The sequence below is a fragment of the Streptococcus sp. genome (genome assembly GCF_019414905.1).
In the GTDB taxonomy this organism is placed as follows: domain Bacteria; phylum Bacillota; class Bacilli; order Lactobacillales; family Streptococcaceae; genus Streptococcus.
This window is the reverse complement of the sequence record NZ_DXLC01000265.1, coordinates 1-14,685: the sequence shown is the minus strand read 5'-3', so window position 1 is coordinate 14,685 and position 14,685 is coordinate 1. Positions and strand designations below refer to the sequence as shown.

The 14,685-nt window shown below is 37.1% G+C and carries 12 protein-coding genes; 2 read left to right on the top strand and 10 right to left on the bottom strand.

Annotated elements, in window-relative coordinates; genetic code table 11:
- Positions 1 to 162: 162 nt before the first annotated feature.
- On the bottom strand, positions 163 to 729 hold the full coding sequence (locus tag QZ359_RS08085; RefSeq protein WP_000431812.1) for a PBECR4 domain-containing protein: 567 nt from the start codon (positions 727 to 729) through the stop codon (positions 163 to 165).
- An 18-nt stretch (positions 730 to 747) separates the two neighbouring features.
- Here QZ359_RS08085 and QZ359_RS08080 point away from each other — a divergent pair, with 18 nt between their 5' ends.
- Positions 748 to 936, top strand: coding sequence for a hypothetical protein (locus QZ359_RS08080; protein ID WP_293965366.1), 189 nt, complete (start codon positions 748 to 750; stop codon positions 934 to 936).
- Positions 937 to 1,227: 291 nt separating this feature from the next.
- Here the strand turns inward: QZ359_RS08080 and ltrA are convergent, their stop codons facing one another.
- The 9 genes from ltrA to QZ359_RS08035 form a co-directional block, all read right to left on the bottom strand.
- Entirely contained in the window at positions 1,228 to 3,150 is a 1,923-nt protein-coding gene (gene ltrA / locus QZ359_RS08075; protein WP_293965364.1) for a group II intron reverse transcriptase/maturase, read from the bottom strand.
- Between the two features lie 708 nt (positions 3,151 to 3,858).
- Positions 3,859 to 6,564, bottom strand: a complete 2,706-nt coding sequence (locus QZ359_RS08070; RefSeq protein ID WP_293965362.1) for a phage tail tip lysozyme — start codon at positions 6,562 to 6,564, stop codon at positions 3,859 to 3,861.
- 11 nt (positions 6,565 to 6,575) lie between these two features.
- Entirely contained in the window at positions 6,576 to 8,933 is a 2,358-nt protein-coding gene (locus QZ359_RS08065; protein WP_293965360.1) for a VirB4-like conjugal transfer ATPase, CD1110 family, read from the bottom strand.
- The gene (locus tag QZ359_RS08060) at positions 8,884 to 9,243 is read right to left on the bottom strand and encodes a PrgI family protein (RefSeq protein ID WP_001097589.1); all 360 of its coding nucleotides are present in this window, start codon (positions 9,241 to 9,243) and stop codon (positions 8,884 to 8,886) included. The genes QZ359_RS08065 and QZ359_RS08060 overlap by 50 nt, the downstream gene beginning before the upstream one ends.
- A gap of 53 nt (positions 9,244 to 9,296) precedes the next feature.
- Positions 9,297 to 10,151, bottom strand: a complete 855-nt coding sequence (locus QZ359_RS08055) for a conjugal transfer protein TrbL (RefSeq protein WP_049538378.1) — start codon at positions 10,149 to 10,151, stop codon at positions 9,297 to 9,299.
- 16 nt (positions 10,152 to 10,167) lie between these two features.
- Positions 10,168 to 10,410 (bottom strand): hypothetical protein, encoded by a 243-nt coding sequence (locus QZ359_RS08050; RefSeq protein WP_000627865.1) that lies wholly within the window; start codon positions 10,408 to 10,410, stop codon positions 10,168 to 10,170.
- Positions 10,411 to 10,430: 20 nt separating this feature from the next.
- On the bottom strand, positions 10,431 to 12,308 hold the full coding sequence (locus tag QZ359_RS08045) for a VirD4-like conjugal transfer protein, CD1115 family (protein WP_293965370.1): 1,878 nt from the start codon (positions 12,306 to 12,308) through the stop codon (positions 10,431 to 10,433).
- Entirely contained in the window at positions 12,308 to 12,796 is a 489-nt protein-coding gene (locus tag QZ359_RS08040; RefSeq protein WP_000093677.1) for a hypothetical protein, read from the bottom strand. Before QZ359_RS08040 ends, QZ359_RS08045 begins: the two co-directional genes overlap by 1 nt.
- A complete protein-coding gene (locus tag QZ359_RS08035; RefSeq protein ID WP_000869753.1) occupies positions 12,786 to 13,085 on the bottom strand; it encodes a hypothetical protein in 300 nt (99 codons plus the stop codon). The genes QZ359_RS08040 and QZ359_RS08035 overlap by 11 nt, the downstream gene beginning before the upstream one ends.
- A 574-nt stretch (positions 13,086 to 13,659) precedes the next feature.
- Between QZ359_RS08035 and galE the strand changes: the two genes are divergently transcribed.
- Entirely contained in the window at positions 13,660 to 14,661 is a 1,002-nt protein-coding gene (galE, locus tag QZ359_RS08030; protein WP_293965339.1) for a UDP-glucose 4-epimerase GalE, read from the top strand.
- The last annotated feature ends 24 nt before the right edge of the window (positions 14,662 to 14,685 follow it).

The following is a 14,685-nucleotide window of genomic DNA, read 5'->3' as shown; positions in this document are numbered from 1 at the left end:
GTCCATAACTTCCCTGAAGATAAATTATGTAATCACAAACTATTTCATATCCAATCTAGTGTAGGTTGTTTGGAGCATATCATCAACAAAAAAAGAACGAGCCAAAACTGCGTTCTCCTTATAATGATGAAAATATGTTTTATACCACAAAAGATATGTAAACTAATCTTTTAAATAATAAAAAAGTTCCGACGTTTGTAAATGTTTTGAGTAAATTGAAATTACTTTTTGACCTTCTGGAAATACTGTCTTTCTCTTCAAATCTAATAAAGATTGAGGAACAATTTTCTTTGATGTCTCTTTCAATGTTAATGCTAGTATCTGTTTTCTTGTACGTAGAGCATAATCAAACTCCAAATACAAATAACGTCCTGAACCAGTTAGATGAACATGCTTTCCCAATAACTCCTCAATAGATCCTAAAACTTGTAACTTTTGCATCGTGGTTCCATCATTTTTTATTTTCAACTCATCAATTATGACATGACTATTTAAACAATCGTCAAAGAAACTGCCTGCACCTTTTCGGTAATCAACACCACATAGGTGCATGAAATTAGTAGGTGAAAAATGAAGTTCAACACTTTCTATTTCCGTTTCATAATACATGATTTTGCCAACAAAGTGTTCTTTAAAAAAAGAAGCCGCAATTTGTAACTGAGTAAAAAAACGCTGAAGTTTTATTTTTTCGGTGTAATTTGGATTACGATAATCTCTAGAATTTTCCATATTTTCCTCACAAAAAAGGTGGTTTACAGAGTCTGTAAGCCACCTAGTCAGTCGGTTTATTCTGGTGTCTGCCACCGCTTGGCCCTTACGTCCAAGATTGCTATCGGATTTCGTTCTGGTGTCCGCCACCGCTTGACCCTTATGTCCAAGATTACTATCAGATTGACCATGAGCCGACCACTCATCTACACTATTTATTCTACCTGAAAATTGTTAAAATTTCAAGTATCAACTTCTTTATTTCACCGTATAGGCAAAACTGATGGCACTATCTGCTTGAGAGATTTTTCTAAAGGTATAGTTAGGGTTGCCACCATAGTTTGTTTCAGACACGAGGAAAGAACCATCATCATAGATCTTCTATAGCGATAGGTAAAACTTTGATACTATCTCCATCTTTTCCCCCGCTTCACACCGTGCGTGCGACTTTCACCGCACACGGCGTTCCATCAATAGTGTATTATCACGATTTTGCTTTATCGTGCTGTATTAATATGATTAACATAATTGTTCTAAGTTCAAATTTTCTTTCAATAATGGTGAATTTCCTGCAAGTTCGCGCAACTGATTTAATTTGGTCAGTCCTGTATTACTCAAATTCAAAAGCTGAAAGAGATTTTTGATAACCTTCTCATTTGTTGCGTGAATCAGGCGATGAATATCTCGTCCAACAATGATAAGGTTCCTATAAGAGTCATCCTTTGTTTCTAACCACGGTCTCTTATGGTGACAATGAATATCATCCATATCCAATTCCTGACCGGTTACAGCACATTTCCCTTTTTGAGCTACAAATAAAGAAATTCGATTATCATTGTATTCAACTGTTGCACGCTTATTTATAATTGAGTGTTCTCTCAGCCATTTTAATTTCCATGTTTCAACAGATTCCTGTTGTTTATGAATCAATTTTCTCCCCTCGGGAGTATACCTATTCAGATTCTTATTTCTTCCTTTTAGTGTTCTCGTCTTGACATAGCTAATTGGAAGAATTGGATAACCCATTAAGTACCGAATATTTTGAGATTGGAGGTAGGGGAGAAGTCCTTTATCTTTTCCCTTGTATTCTCCTATTTTTGTCAGACCTTTCGCCTGCAATCGATTTTTAAAAGAGAGATAAAGCTGATAATGAATTTCTTCTAAATCCTTACTCACATGTGTTGCCATACTATAATAGTTATGAATACCGATAACCATACTATTATACTTCTGTATTTCACGAATAATTGTTTCTTTAGCACCTTTAATTTGTATCAATTTCATCTGTTGTTTCAGTTGATGTTTAATACGTTTCTTGGCTTTTGATGCAATATGAGAGAAACAAACCAAACGATTATTCTTAGAAACTAGCTTTAAAGTAATCCCAAGGAATTCACTGCTTTTCTTTCTCAGATTGGTAATTTGAGATTTTTCCTCTGAAATAGGGAGGTTAAGTCGTTCTTTTAACCACAATTTTACAGCCTTAAACGTTCGCTCTGCCTCATTCCTATTTCGACAAAAGATTTTAAAATCATCCGCATATCGGACAATATAAACTTCTTTTAGCGTCGTTGAAGCTCGCAGCTTTCTGTAAACGTGTGACTTGTGTCTTGTTCCCTTGGAATTATATTGAGGAACTAATTCCTTACAATCTCTTTCTTCCCATTGTCGTCCTATCCACCAATCAAATTCATTGAGATTGATATTGGCAAGTAGTGGAGATAAGATACCTCCTTGTGGTGTGCCTTTAGTTGGATAGATTACTTTTCCATTCGGAAGAACAATTGGTGCTTTTAACATTTTTCGAATAATCACTAGAAGTTGTTTGTCCCTGATACCTAATGTCCAGATTTGACGCATTAACTTAGTATGATTCACTTCATCAAAAAAGCCTTTAATATCAACGTCAACGACATAACTCATATGACTTTTATTCATACGATACATACAGTCCATAATAGCGTTATCAGCCGACCTTAAGGGTCTAAATCCATAACTGTGTTTGTAAAATTTCGCTTCACAGATTGGCTCCAACACTTGTAAAATACACTGTTGAGCTACTCTGTCCCACATCGAGGGAATGCCAAGTGGTCGTTTCTTCCCATTTGGCTTAGGAATCTCTACTCTTCTGACTTTTCTGGGTCTATAATATTGAAATCTTCTTTGAACTTTAGAGATAAAGTCTTCTTGGGTTAGATTTTCTAAATCTTTAATGGTAACACCATCTACTCCTTCGGTTTGACTACCACCATTTCGCTTTATGGTACGATAAGCGAGCAGTATATTCTCGGGAGATGTGATGATGTTCATTAAGTTCTTAAAACTGAATCCATTTTGACTTTTGGAATATAAATCATCAAATATCTCGGTCATGCCATAGTATTCCGCATATCTTAATTTTTGATGTTTTAATAGTTTGTCATCATTTTTTGGTTTCGTCATGGTCTATCACTCCTCTCTTTGGATTCGTGACCTTTTATGTCTTACAAGAATCCATGAAATGATAAAGTTCATAACAATACACTATTGACTAGTGGCTGTTCCTCCAGTATCATTACAACACTTTCAAAGGTCGTGCCACCACTCTCACTAGAGATTAAGGAAAGTTATGATTTTCTTTCCAATGTTTCTCTGGTTGTGCAACCTCCACATCTCTAGCTTTCGACGTTCCCTTATCTTTATCAATACTAAACTTAGGTGCCTAGCTATACCCCTTCAACTTTGATATGCCTGTAACATAACAAGGAATTTCATATCGTCGATTCTTACTCTTCCTCAAGTTGAAACAACTTACGTTGTTATACGCATTTCTACGTACTCGCCTTCGGAGCGTACATTCGCTGGTTCGTCAGTGCTCATGCACATTCTCACCCTATTTAGTTTTTAATGACTCCCGACCTATCAGATACATATTCCACCTCTGGAACACTTTCGATTCTTAAGTCCTTAAGAATGACGGTATCTTTCAGCCGACTTCACCGAGCTTCATACCTTTACCTTTGCACAAGATAAACGCATGTCGGAGTATTAGAGAAATCGTTTCAGGGCGTTACCCCTTCATTCCAATTTTCAAGATAAGAGTTCTCCATTCTATTCAAATTTAACCTGATTATCAGGTTGATTTTTCAAGAACGTGTCTAACCTTTTCAGTTAGAAACGTCTCGCACCGACAAAAGCCACATGACCATACTCTGCTGGTGTACCATGTGTACCTCCCACAAAAGAAACAATAGCACCTGCTCTTGGTGTAGAACCCGTTTCCCCTCCAAGACTTGACGCTGTCGCAACCCAGTCCTGACCATTTCCCATGGTATTAATGATCGAAATCTTTTCTCCATTTCTACCTTTTAATTTTAAGCCTAACTGATTCATACGAGCCGCAACACCCCATGTACATTGTCCATAGGCATAGGCCATACCATCCCCACCACCAGGAACAGAATGCTCATACAAGTCTCCACGAACACCTTCAAGGGATTGCGGGTCACTTTTTGCCTGTCCTCCATTTGTTTGACTAAAGCCTTTTTCAATTTGGTAATACCATTCCGTGGCTCTAGTTTGTCTTTCCAGTAGTTTGTCTCCAGAATTTCCCTCCCAATAGGTGAGGAAGAGTTGGGCGAGATTGGCTGCACTGCCCGTATTTTTAAAGAAATCCTTTAACCAACTTTGATAGTAAGGACTATCCCCATGAAGCATAAAATCAAGTTGGAGGTCTAAATCATACCATTTCTTATTTTGGGTGCGTGCATAATTCAACAAGGCTGTATGCCGTGTTGACCCATCTGCGGTATCTGTCCATTGCCCTAACCCCAAACCTCTATGAAGAATATTAGGATAAGCACCTCCATAAATGGCTGGACCTCCAATTGCTAACCATGCTTCATCATCCCATGAGGAATCGGTAGCGCCAACAGGAGGAGTTAAATAATCTCCTTCAGCTCGTTTAGGATTAATAGAAGACTCTACCGACCAATTTCCTAAAATTGCCGCAATGGCTTGGGGACTTGCCCCTTGAGATTTCAAAAACTCATAAATATGTTTTGCTCGTTCAAACTCATCCCCACCAAACTGACCAATGGCAGGTAAGATAGTTGTCTGAAGTTGAATGACCTTTGGAAAATAAAATTGCGGATTGACATACACCAATTTTTCTTTCTTGTTCTTATACTTTTGATAGGAAACTTTCAAACCTGTATCATCTGGTGTCTCACCAATAATATCACCAGTTAAGACCCTTGTCCCCTCAATCGCACGGCCATTATGGATGGAATATAATGTTAAACGACTCTCATTCTCTCCTTTTCCGTTAGTGAGAATAACATTGTCACCGTCTAGAGATACAACACCATCCATTGGTGCGACAATCCTTTGGTGAGCCTTCGCTTCTAGTAGTATGTACTCCTGAAGGGTAGGTTTGCCGTCTAAATCATAGTATCCATAACGATAAGTCATGGTTAGACTATCTTCGTTGCTTTGTCCCTCAAACGGATTGTCTAATTCCTGCATGGAAGCATAGACACCTTCTTCTTTTAGTTCCTTCATTTCCTCTTGATCGTCTTTAGATAGTTTATACTTAGGAGTTTCATAAAGGTCTTGCATGGATTTCAAATCTTCCCCATCGTTTAAATCATGCCACAAAGTAGACAGATAATCCTTGTAAGTTTCTGAACTAAATAAGTGAACTGGTTTGTGTAACTCATAGTCATGGAATTTAAAGTTCATATACCCCATCACATCATCAACTTTTGTGTAATAGGTAATGCCTTTGTCATTTGTACGAGTATGTTCTGCGTCTTCCCAAGTTAGGTGGGTATAAGCTTTTGTTAATTCAAATTCATCTTGTTGAATCAAACTAGCAGATGAAAATCCTAAAAAGAAGCTCATTATAAGTAAAAGAAGAAAGACTATTCCTCCAACTATCCAGGTTGCAGGATTCCCAGCCGCAAATGTAAAGAAGGAAAAGGCTGCTTTTAGTTTTTGATAGATATTTCGGACACTTGTAAGACCTTGTTTCTTTAATTTTCGATACCGATTTTTAAAGGAACTTGGATTATCTTTCGCTAGTTTCCATCCTTTTCCATCCTTAAAATGATGGTATCGCTCTTTTGTGTTGGTCAGCCTTTTCTTGGTAAAACGACCTGTTGCTTGTCCTGTTTTGACACTAGCTTTTCCAAGATTATAAGAAAGCCGACTGTAGCGTTTCCCTTTTCTAATGGTCTCTTGAAGTGTGCGATAGCCTTCTAAATCTTCATTTTCTGAAGCTAACTCTCCACCTTCACGTCCAAGGACATAAAGAAAAGTTTTGGCTTTCCTACTGACTTTTTTGGACTTATAGGCTTGTTTAGTAGATTTTAGATTATCTTTTGCAGCCTTGACTTCTTTCTTAGCTTTTAATTCTTCTAAACTCTTCCCTTGAAAGAAAAAATTAGATTTTTGTTTCGATTCCTGACCATAAAGAAATTTTTGATTGGTTTTTCTTTCTTTACGACTCTCTTTTCTTTCTTCTTTTGCTTCTACCTTTGCATCCTTAAATTGCTTCTTGGCTATTTTCAATCGTTTCCTAGCATGAGGCAACCGTCTGTCTCTTAATTCTTTCCGATTCAAAAAAGATGGAGGACTATTTTGAAGAATATGATTGTAGTCTTCATTTGCTTGTTTTACCCTAGCCTTTGAAGCTTCTCTCATCTCCTCTAGCTTTTCTTTTATCTCTTTTTTCCATGCTTTTTCATCCAGTACAGAGGAATCTTTTTTCTGTTTCCTTACCTCCTTCTTTCCTTTTTTCAAGAATTTCTTCTCATCTTTTAGACTTCTTCTAAATGCCTTTCGGGCACGTATGATTTCTCTTTTATCCTTCATTCTACTTCCCCTTAATTAGAAGCCATTTTATCAGGATCTGTACTCATGATATCAAACAATTGTGTACCTTTAGGAATCTTATTTTTAAAGGGAACGACAACGGAACCAGCTTTTATTAGCCCTGCCCCTTTTTCTGGATTGACTAAGTATTTTTCGAGTTCTTTTGACAAGCCTAAGAGTTGAACCAGTTCTTCTCTGTCATTTTTTGCTTGCTTGAGGAGAATCATAAATTCACTATTTGCAATAATCCGTCTACCGTTTGGATCTAACAATAAGGTTTCGACATTTTGGGTTATCCCAGTCGGACTAGCTCCATATTTTCTGACACGACTCCACAATTTAAAGAAGAAATCACTGGCATATTTATCTAGTAAGAGAAGCTGCATTTCATCAAAATAAATCCAGGTCTTCTTCCCTAATTTTTGGTTCCGAACGACACGATTCCATATCTGATCAAAAACAACCATAAGGGCGATTTGTTTCAGCTCATCTCCTAACTTCTTAACGTTATAAATCAAGAAATTAGATCCTGTCTGAATATTGGTCTTATGAGAAAAAATATCAAGAGAACCTTCGACATACAGTTCCATATCAAGTGCCAAATTCTGCGCTTCTTCTTCTGGTTGTTGACTCAAGACAAAGACCCATTCTTCCAAAGAAGGCTCTTTAAATGACTGATAAGTGAGTCTGGTAACTCGGTCGATAATCGATTTTTCTCTGCCATCCATTTTTCTATCCAATAACTTGCCGATAAAGGATAAAAGAAATTCTGATTTTACCTTAACAGGATCCTCATCCATATTTTCCTCAGACAAGTCAAGGACATTGAGATAGGTTTGGGAATCAGGCGCAATATCAATCATTTCTCCCCCAAAAGCTCGTCCAATGACACTGTATTCTGCTTCTGGATCCACGATGATAATTTCGGTATTTTCACCAGATTCCTTGATTTTGGTCGTGATAATTTCATGCTTGGTTGCCATACCTTTTCCAGCTCCAGATGTCCCTAAAATCAGACCAGACGGTGTATTTAATAGGCTACGATCAATGGTAATAATATTGCTTGAGATTTGATTGATACCGTAATATTTCCCACTACGGTCTTGTAAATCTACTGAAGTCCAAGGTGAGTTCACTGCTACATTAGATGTTAATAAACTCCGTGATACTCCCTCTAAAAAATCACAACCAAATGGCAGCAAACTATTAAAGGCTGCTTCTTGCATATATGGAAGTTTATCAATCATTAGGTCATTTGAGCCGGCCACTTGTTGAATCGTGTCTAGAGCTTGTTTAAGTTCTTCTTCATCCTGACCAAAAACACCAATCAAAAAGACTGTTTGAAATAGTTTATCTCCTGTCTCTGTCATGGTTTTTAAGAGTTCTTCAGCTTCATCGATATTGCTTTCTAATACATGACCTACTTTTTCCAAATAGATACCTGTACGAGCTAGTTTTTGTTGTTCCCCAATTTTTTGGGATTCCATTAAGGTCTTCTTTGTTCGTAGTTTCTTCATGGCATCTGCCTTAGTCGAACTTTGAGCATGGAGGCTCACAATCAATTCCAAATCTCCTTGCATGAGGTCTCGAATAAACTGATCTCCTAATTCCATACCGTAGTCTCGCACATAGACAATCTGCAATAATCGGTCATTGATTTGTAGGTAATTCTTGTTTTTAAAATCCAAGAGATTAGGTGCTATGAAGTGACGAGTTGTCTGACCAGATCTCGTTAAATCACGGTAAGAAAAAGGAAGATGGTGTTCTCCTCGAAGCATATCCGCCAACAAGTTGACACGGTCTTCTCCAGCCAAGGATTCAAAGCGAGCATCAATTTCTGAGAAACCACTCTTGAAATATTCTCCAATTTGAGACAAGGAACGATAGGCTTGTTTGGGATTAGAATCCTTTCTACCAAAGCTAATCAGTTTCACAGCTGAAAAATTATTTTCACCACTGTCTAAATTCTGATTCATCATCCGATTCAATTCTTTACGATAGGTATCATATCCATCTTCTTTTTCCTCATACAAAACACTTTGTCTGAATTTTTCTAAATTCAATCTTTTATTAAAGATAGTCAATTGGAAGTTGGTTTGGTCATCTAGTGAGTTAATCAAATCAGAATACTTCTCAATGATTGCGCCCTTATCTTCTAAACCAACGGTCTGGTAATTGACATCCCCAAGTAAGTAGCTTTGTGAGAAATAATCTTCTTTTACCTGCATCAGACCATTTTGATACAGAGCTTGATAGGAAAGAGTATTAGCCGTAGAGGGTAACACTTCCTCTTTTTTTCCTTTAACTACTTCTTTCTGATTAGTCATTGAAGTTTTTTGTTTCTTTAATGTATTTGATTTTCTTTTCATGTTCAGGTCCTTTCTTTCCTGTAATTGTGCGTAGGGGAACCGTTAATTCAAAATGTAGACGGTATTTCAAATAATGTTCAAAATATAAATCATTGGGTTTATAGACTCCAAAAAGCATGAGGGGGATGGTAAAAGCAAACACAAAACCGTAAACAAACCAATCTCCAAATTGCCAGAAAAAGAGATTCAAGCCCAAAACAATAATTGTGACAATAAAGGCTGGTAAAACAAAGATGATTTGCCTTGTAGTGAAGCCTAACCAAGCCCTATGTTGGTATTTTGAGATGTCTTTAAAGACACGTGTATTCATGACTTTCCTTTCTAAAAAGGCTAAGAAGCATTCACTTCCTAGCCTTTATCTAATTACATACCTAAGATTGAGCGAGCCGTACGTTGAGAACCAACGAGGGCAATAATCAGTAAGATAGCTTGTATCAAACTACCAAACATAATCGCAAGTGATTGCAGGACTCCTGCACCATTTGAAACAGCTATTTTCCCAGCAGATTCAAATAAAGGAACAAGAGAAACAATCAGAAAAATAAGAACCCCTTGTACTGCATAGACCATAATATTTTTTAAATAGCCAATACCAATAGACTTCCACTCATCACTTAAAAATGTTGGAATCGTAAGAGGGGCAAATGGAATCATAAGGTAGAGTTGAATAAATCGAATAGATACCAAAAGATTGACCATGGCTGCACTTACTATCCGAACAAGCCAAATGAGGAGGGCGAAAAAGCCCACAATCATCCGACCAATAAATCCTGACCCTTTTAATCCAGAGATTGTATCATACTTTGCCCCACCGTGAGCCACAATCGAGGCCACTTGTTCAATGGCGTGACTCGCAATCCCGATGATAGCTTCTACAATAACGGTAGTATTGGTAATTACAACTGCGACCATGATATAACTAATCAACATCGGCGCTAATGCTTCAAAGGTCATCGCTCCACCTGAGTTAGCAATTTTCTTTGCCATCTTCGAAAATTCTAAGATGAGAACAACTGATAAAATCGCAACTCCAAGGGGCTGCATGACACTTTTAGTAATACTAGACATATAAGTCCAAACTGTTGGATTGTAGCTAGATAGAGATTTAATCAGATCTACCGTAGATTGTAAATCCACATTAAATCCTTCAAATAAATTTTCAGCTGATATTTTTTCAGATGCAAGGTAAACAAAGGGTGAGACTAAACTAAAATTCATGTCATTGTTTATCCTCCTAAATTGAAATTTGAGTTACAAAGGCTCCAGCAGCCCCTACCATTACTCCACCGACAATTTCAAGAATGGCATTCCGAACACCTGGTCCACCATCTTTAATGTTGGTTGCAAGGTTGACAATCCCCACAACAACGAGAAAGGCACCAACTGCAATCAATCCCTTCTGTAACAAAGACATAGCTTGTGCAAACATAGCACTTGCGTCTACTCCATAAACAAAACCTTTAAAATGCGTAATCATCTATTTCCTCTTTTCTATTTTTATTTTAAACTAGATTCAAAAGTTAAATCACGAATTCTAAGGCCTTCAAGATGATTTTCTTGTCTTTGATTCAAAGGATTGATTTGATAGTTCCACCACCGTTCATCGGTTTCTTGATTGGCTAGGTACTTCCAGTTTGGATGCTTAGTAGAATTGTATTTTTTGCTTTTAAAGACAGGCATATTGGCAATTCGAACCAAGCATTCATGCCGTTTCATATTTCCGACTTCATCAGGTGTCATTAAATCACGAGCAATCTTTTGATGAGAAAGGGATCCTGAACCTGTCTGGCCAAAGGACCGACTAGTATTTCGAACATCAATGGTTTGCTTACCGAGTAATCCACTCATAAATTTAAAGGTATCTTCATCATTCCCACCTAAGTAGACTAAGCTGTCACAGTTCCCCAAAATGGTTTTCCAAGCTTCTTTTTCTTTATAAAGCCCTTGAAGTTGGGCAATATTTTGTAGAATAGGAACGAGACTCATATTCCGAGAACGGACTGTTGAGGTTTGTTCAGCAAAATCTGGAATTTCTCCGATATTTGCGAACTCATCTAAGTAAACTCTCACATGAAGAGGCAATTGACCCTTAAAATCAATATCTGCTTGTCTTGTTAGGGTTTGAAATACGGTTGAAAAAAAGAGGGCTGAAAGAAAGCGAAAGGTACTATCGTTATCTGGGATAACTAAGTAAACCATTGATTTTTCCTTGCCCCATGTCTTCATATCAAGGGTATCTCTTTTGGTCAAATCCATGACACTTTGAATATTGAAGAGGGCAAATTTAGCAGTGGTTACAGCTATAACAGAATCCAGAGTCTTATCCTTATAATTTTGAAAATCTGCCCAATTTCGCATGGTAAAATTTTCAGTTCCATACTTTTTAGCATAATTTTCAAATAGAATTTCTAAGACACTTTTTTCTTGATTTTCACCCTTGGATAAGTGTTTAATGAGTTTTGAGATTTCAGCAAAACTTGGATAACGCCCTCGTTTTTTTCGCTCTTCCACTTCTTTTTTTTGACGTTTCAACAAGTTTTGATATTCCTTTTGACTTAAACGACTTTCTTCTATGAGCTGTTCTCTTGTTTTAGGTGGGTTATAGAAATCGACCAAGTAAGAGGCTAAAGCTCGTACCAAAGTCATAGAAGCTTCATCCCAAAATGGATCACTACGGGAGCCAGAGCCTTTGGTGTTATTGAAATAAACCGTCAGCATGCGATTCAAATCATTTTCTGTCTCTATATAGCGAAAAGGATTGAAGCCATCTGAGTTCTTCATATTGACTAAATCTAACACCTTTACTTGGTAGCCATGTTCTAAAAAAAGTTTGCCTGTCTTCTCAGCTAAGTGATCTTTAGGATCCACTACAATATTAGAACTATTCATCTGAATCAGATTAGGTTTCACAAAGCGAAATGTCTTCCCACTTCCTGAACCTCCGATCACCGCAATATTCTTATTTCTATCATATTGGGGTGGTTTTTTATCTAATAATGTCAAACGAACATCTTGTGCTAAGATCGTATCATGAGAAAATTCCTTACCGTAAAAGAGCTTCTTTTCTTTTAGAGTTCCAAAACGGGCGCTCCCGTATTCTACCCCTTCTCGGTATTGTTTTTTACCAGTCTCTAGATAGAGATAAACCAGCAACATCATCACAAAGCCTAGTAGAAAAAAAGCACTTGATTTTCCAGTAAAGGAAACATTCCATGGCGACTGAAGAACTTCATCTTGACCTTCCATTAGAAGATGAGCCCATTTATCTAATGTATTTCCAGTATAGGAATCATACAAAAGCGTCAAACGATGAAAAAGATAGCCTAGTAAGATACCTAACAGTGAGAATAGTAGGAATTTCTTTCCACTGTACATCATCTCACCATCTCTTTCTGTTTGACGGCTCCTTCTTGTCTAAAGGTAATTTGGGATTTAGCTTCATCAATAGCATCGTCCAATGACTTATCCATGGTAAAATCAGCTAATTTCTCCGGATCATTAACCATTTTTTCTAACAAATGGTCTAAATGATTGTCCAGAATCGAACGGTCTTTCGTGTAGAAATGTAGAGAATCCCCTTGCCAAGCGATGGCTAAAGGAATCTCTTCTTTTTCTAAAAAAGCTTTAAATTTCTCTATATCAATTGGTTTGTCTAAAAAATCTTTTTTCAGATTAATCGTATCAATCGAATAAGGAGATTGTAGCAATTCTTCTAATTTCTGCACTCCTATCTTATAGGCGGAATCCTGTGCTAAAGCCTGACGTCTAGACCATTCTAGAATTTTTAAAAGACTTTTTACAGTAAATAAAAGACTACGCTCAGCATATTGAACTGCCATTCGTTCCTGTTGTTCAGAGGACATCTGATGCCTCCTTCTTCACAAATAGCAGCTTTCCTTCTTTATAACGATAAGCTATCAATTTCTGACGTTGCTTAATCGACTTGACAACCTGCAGTAGATCTCTCGAATAAGGTTCTCGAAGAGTAACTTCTACTGCCTTCCCATCAAAGATACCAACACGTTTAAATTCAATGTAGTCTTTTTTGAGATGTCCTAAGCCCATACCAAAGGGGAAGTGATGAATCAATTGGATGGTACAACCACCTTTATTTCCCATTTGTTTTAAATCATACAAGTTTACTACCTTCATGATTAACTCCTTTATCTAGTTTGTCGCATCGTTTAAGTCTGGTAACGATAAACTCCGTGTCTGTTAGAAAATTCTCACACACGTCTTGTGCCAGTTGCCCTTCACAGGGAAATACTCTCAGTCCCTACTTACACAGGCACGCTAATCAAGACGGAGTGGATTCAATTTTCAAAGAACAGGTAGCTTTATTATAGATAAGAGTAGTTGAAATTTTTATCACAGTTTTTGGGTTGCTAGGATGCAGTTTACTATTTATAATAAATATGATTGAAAAAATCTTGAACAATTTTTCAAACCACAATTAAATTAATGTTTTCAGTACAAAAACTGAAATATAGACACACTAGATTTGCTTTTTTCACATTTTTTCGCTATTTTCAATTGTTTTCAATAAAAATATTGACAAAAATATTAATTAATGATATTTTTAATACAAGGAAAATTAAATATGAATATTGGTAAACGGCTATAAAAAGCATGATTTCTGTAAAGGCGAACTTAACTTTAGCTTATACAATATTTTAAAATCAAAAAAATTTTCCAACTAGTAAAAAATAAAAAAAAAGGAAAAGTCATGACAAAAACAATTCTTGTTACAGGTGGGGCTGGCTACATTGGCTCCCATACCGTTAAAGCTCTTTTAAATGCTGGCTACCAGGTGCATGTCCTAGATAATCTCTCTACAGGAAATCGTTCAGCTGTAGATAGTCGTGCTAGCTTTAAACAACTGGATGTTTATGATGCTAGTGCCTTAAAGCCTTACTTAGAAGAAAATCAGATTGATGCTGTTCTTCATTGTGCGGGTGAGATTGTTGTGAGCGAAAGTATTGAAAATCCAAGTAAATACTTCACTGCCAATGTTGCGGGTATGAACCAAGTTCTCAAAGTCTTATCTGAAGTTGGCATTCAAAAAATCATGTTCTCTTCGACTGCTTCCCTCTATGGTAATAACTGTATTGACAAGCCTGCAACTGAAGATACCCTGCTCGACCCTGTCAACCCTTATGCAGAAACAAAACTGATGGGTGAACGAATGATTTACTGGATGGCCAATCGCTATGATTGGAAATATGTCATTTTCCGTTACTTTAATGTTGCTGGGGCTGAAATGGATGCTTCAAACGGTCTACGTGTGAAAAATCCAACTCATATCATTCCAAATATCAACAAGACCGCATTGGGACAAAATGATAGCCTGAAAATATTTGGAGATGACTACGATACACGTGATGGTTCATGTATTCGAGATTACATTCATGTCTTGGACCTTGCACAGGCTCATGTTAAAGGAATGAACTACCTCTTTCAAGAAAACAGTTCTTCTCAAATCTTTAACTTAGGAACTGAAAAAGGCTATACCGTCAAAGAAATCTTTAAAACTGCTGAAGAATTACTGGATCAAAAAATCCCACACGAAATTGTTGCGCGACGCGCTGGTGACCCAGCCAGCGTCCTAGCAGATGCATCAAAAGCTAAACAATATCTTGACTGGCAAGCTAGCTACTCCCTCGAAGATATTATTTTATCAGATTATCGTTGGCGTGTTAAAGAAGGCAAAAACATTTTGGAGTCATAAATCGTAACCAGCTCTTTGTGAACT

What these genes read in the sequence shown, in the direction of transcription:
- QZ359_RS08085 (WP_000431812.1), bottom strand. Translation starts at nt 729, where the DNA reads ATGGAAAATTCTAGAGATTATCGTAATCCAAATTACACCGAAAAAATA.
- ltrA (WP_293965364.1), bottom strand. Translation starts at nt 3,150, where the DNA reads ATGACGAAACCAAAAAATGATGACAAACTATTAAAACATCAAAAATTA.
- QZ359_RS08070 (WP_293965362.1), bottom strand. Translation starts at nt 6,564, where the DNA reads ATGAAGGATAAAAGAGAAATCATACGTGCCCGAAAGGCATTTAGAAGA.
- QZ359_RS08065 (WP_293965360.1), bottom strand. Translation starts at nt 8,933, where the DNA reads ATGAAAAGAAAATCAAATACATTAAAGAAACAAAAAACTTCAATGACT.
- QZ359_RS08060 (WP_001097589.1), bottom strand. Translation starts at nt 9,243, where the DNA reads ATGAATACACGTGTCTTTAAAGACATCTCAAAATACCAACATAGGGCT.
- QZ359_RS08055 (WP_049538378.1), bottom strand. Translation starts at nt 10,151, where the DNA reads ATGAATTTTAGTTTAGTCTCACCCTTTGTTTACCTTGCATCTGAAAAA.
- QZ359_RS08050 (WP_000627865.1), bottom strand. Translation starts at nt 10,410, where the DNA reads ATGATTACGCATTTTAAAGGTTTTGTTTATGGAGTAGACGCAAGTGCT.
- QZ359_RS08045 (WP_293965370.1), bottom strand. Translation starts at nt 12,308, where the DNA reads ATGTACAGTGGAAAGAAATTCCTACTATTCTCACTGTTAGGTATCTTA.
- QZ359_RS08040 (WP_000093677.1), bottom strand. Translation starts at nt 12,796, where the DNA reads ATGTCCTCTGAACAACAGGAACGAATGGCAGTTCAATATGCTGAGCGT.
- QZ359_RS08035 (WP_000869753.1), bottom strand. Translation starts at nt 13,085, where the DNA reads ATGAAGGTAGTAAACTTGTATGATTTAAAACAAATGGGAAATAAAGGT.
- galE (WP_293965339.1), top strand. Translation starts at nt 13,660, where the DNA reads ATGACAAAAACAATTCTTGTTACAGGTGGGGCTGGCTACATTGGCTCC.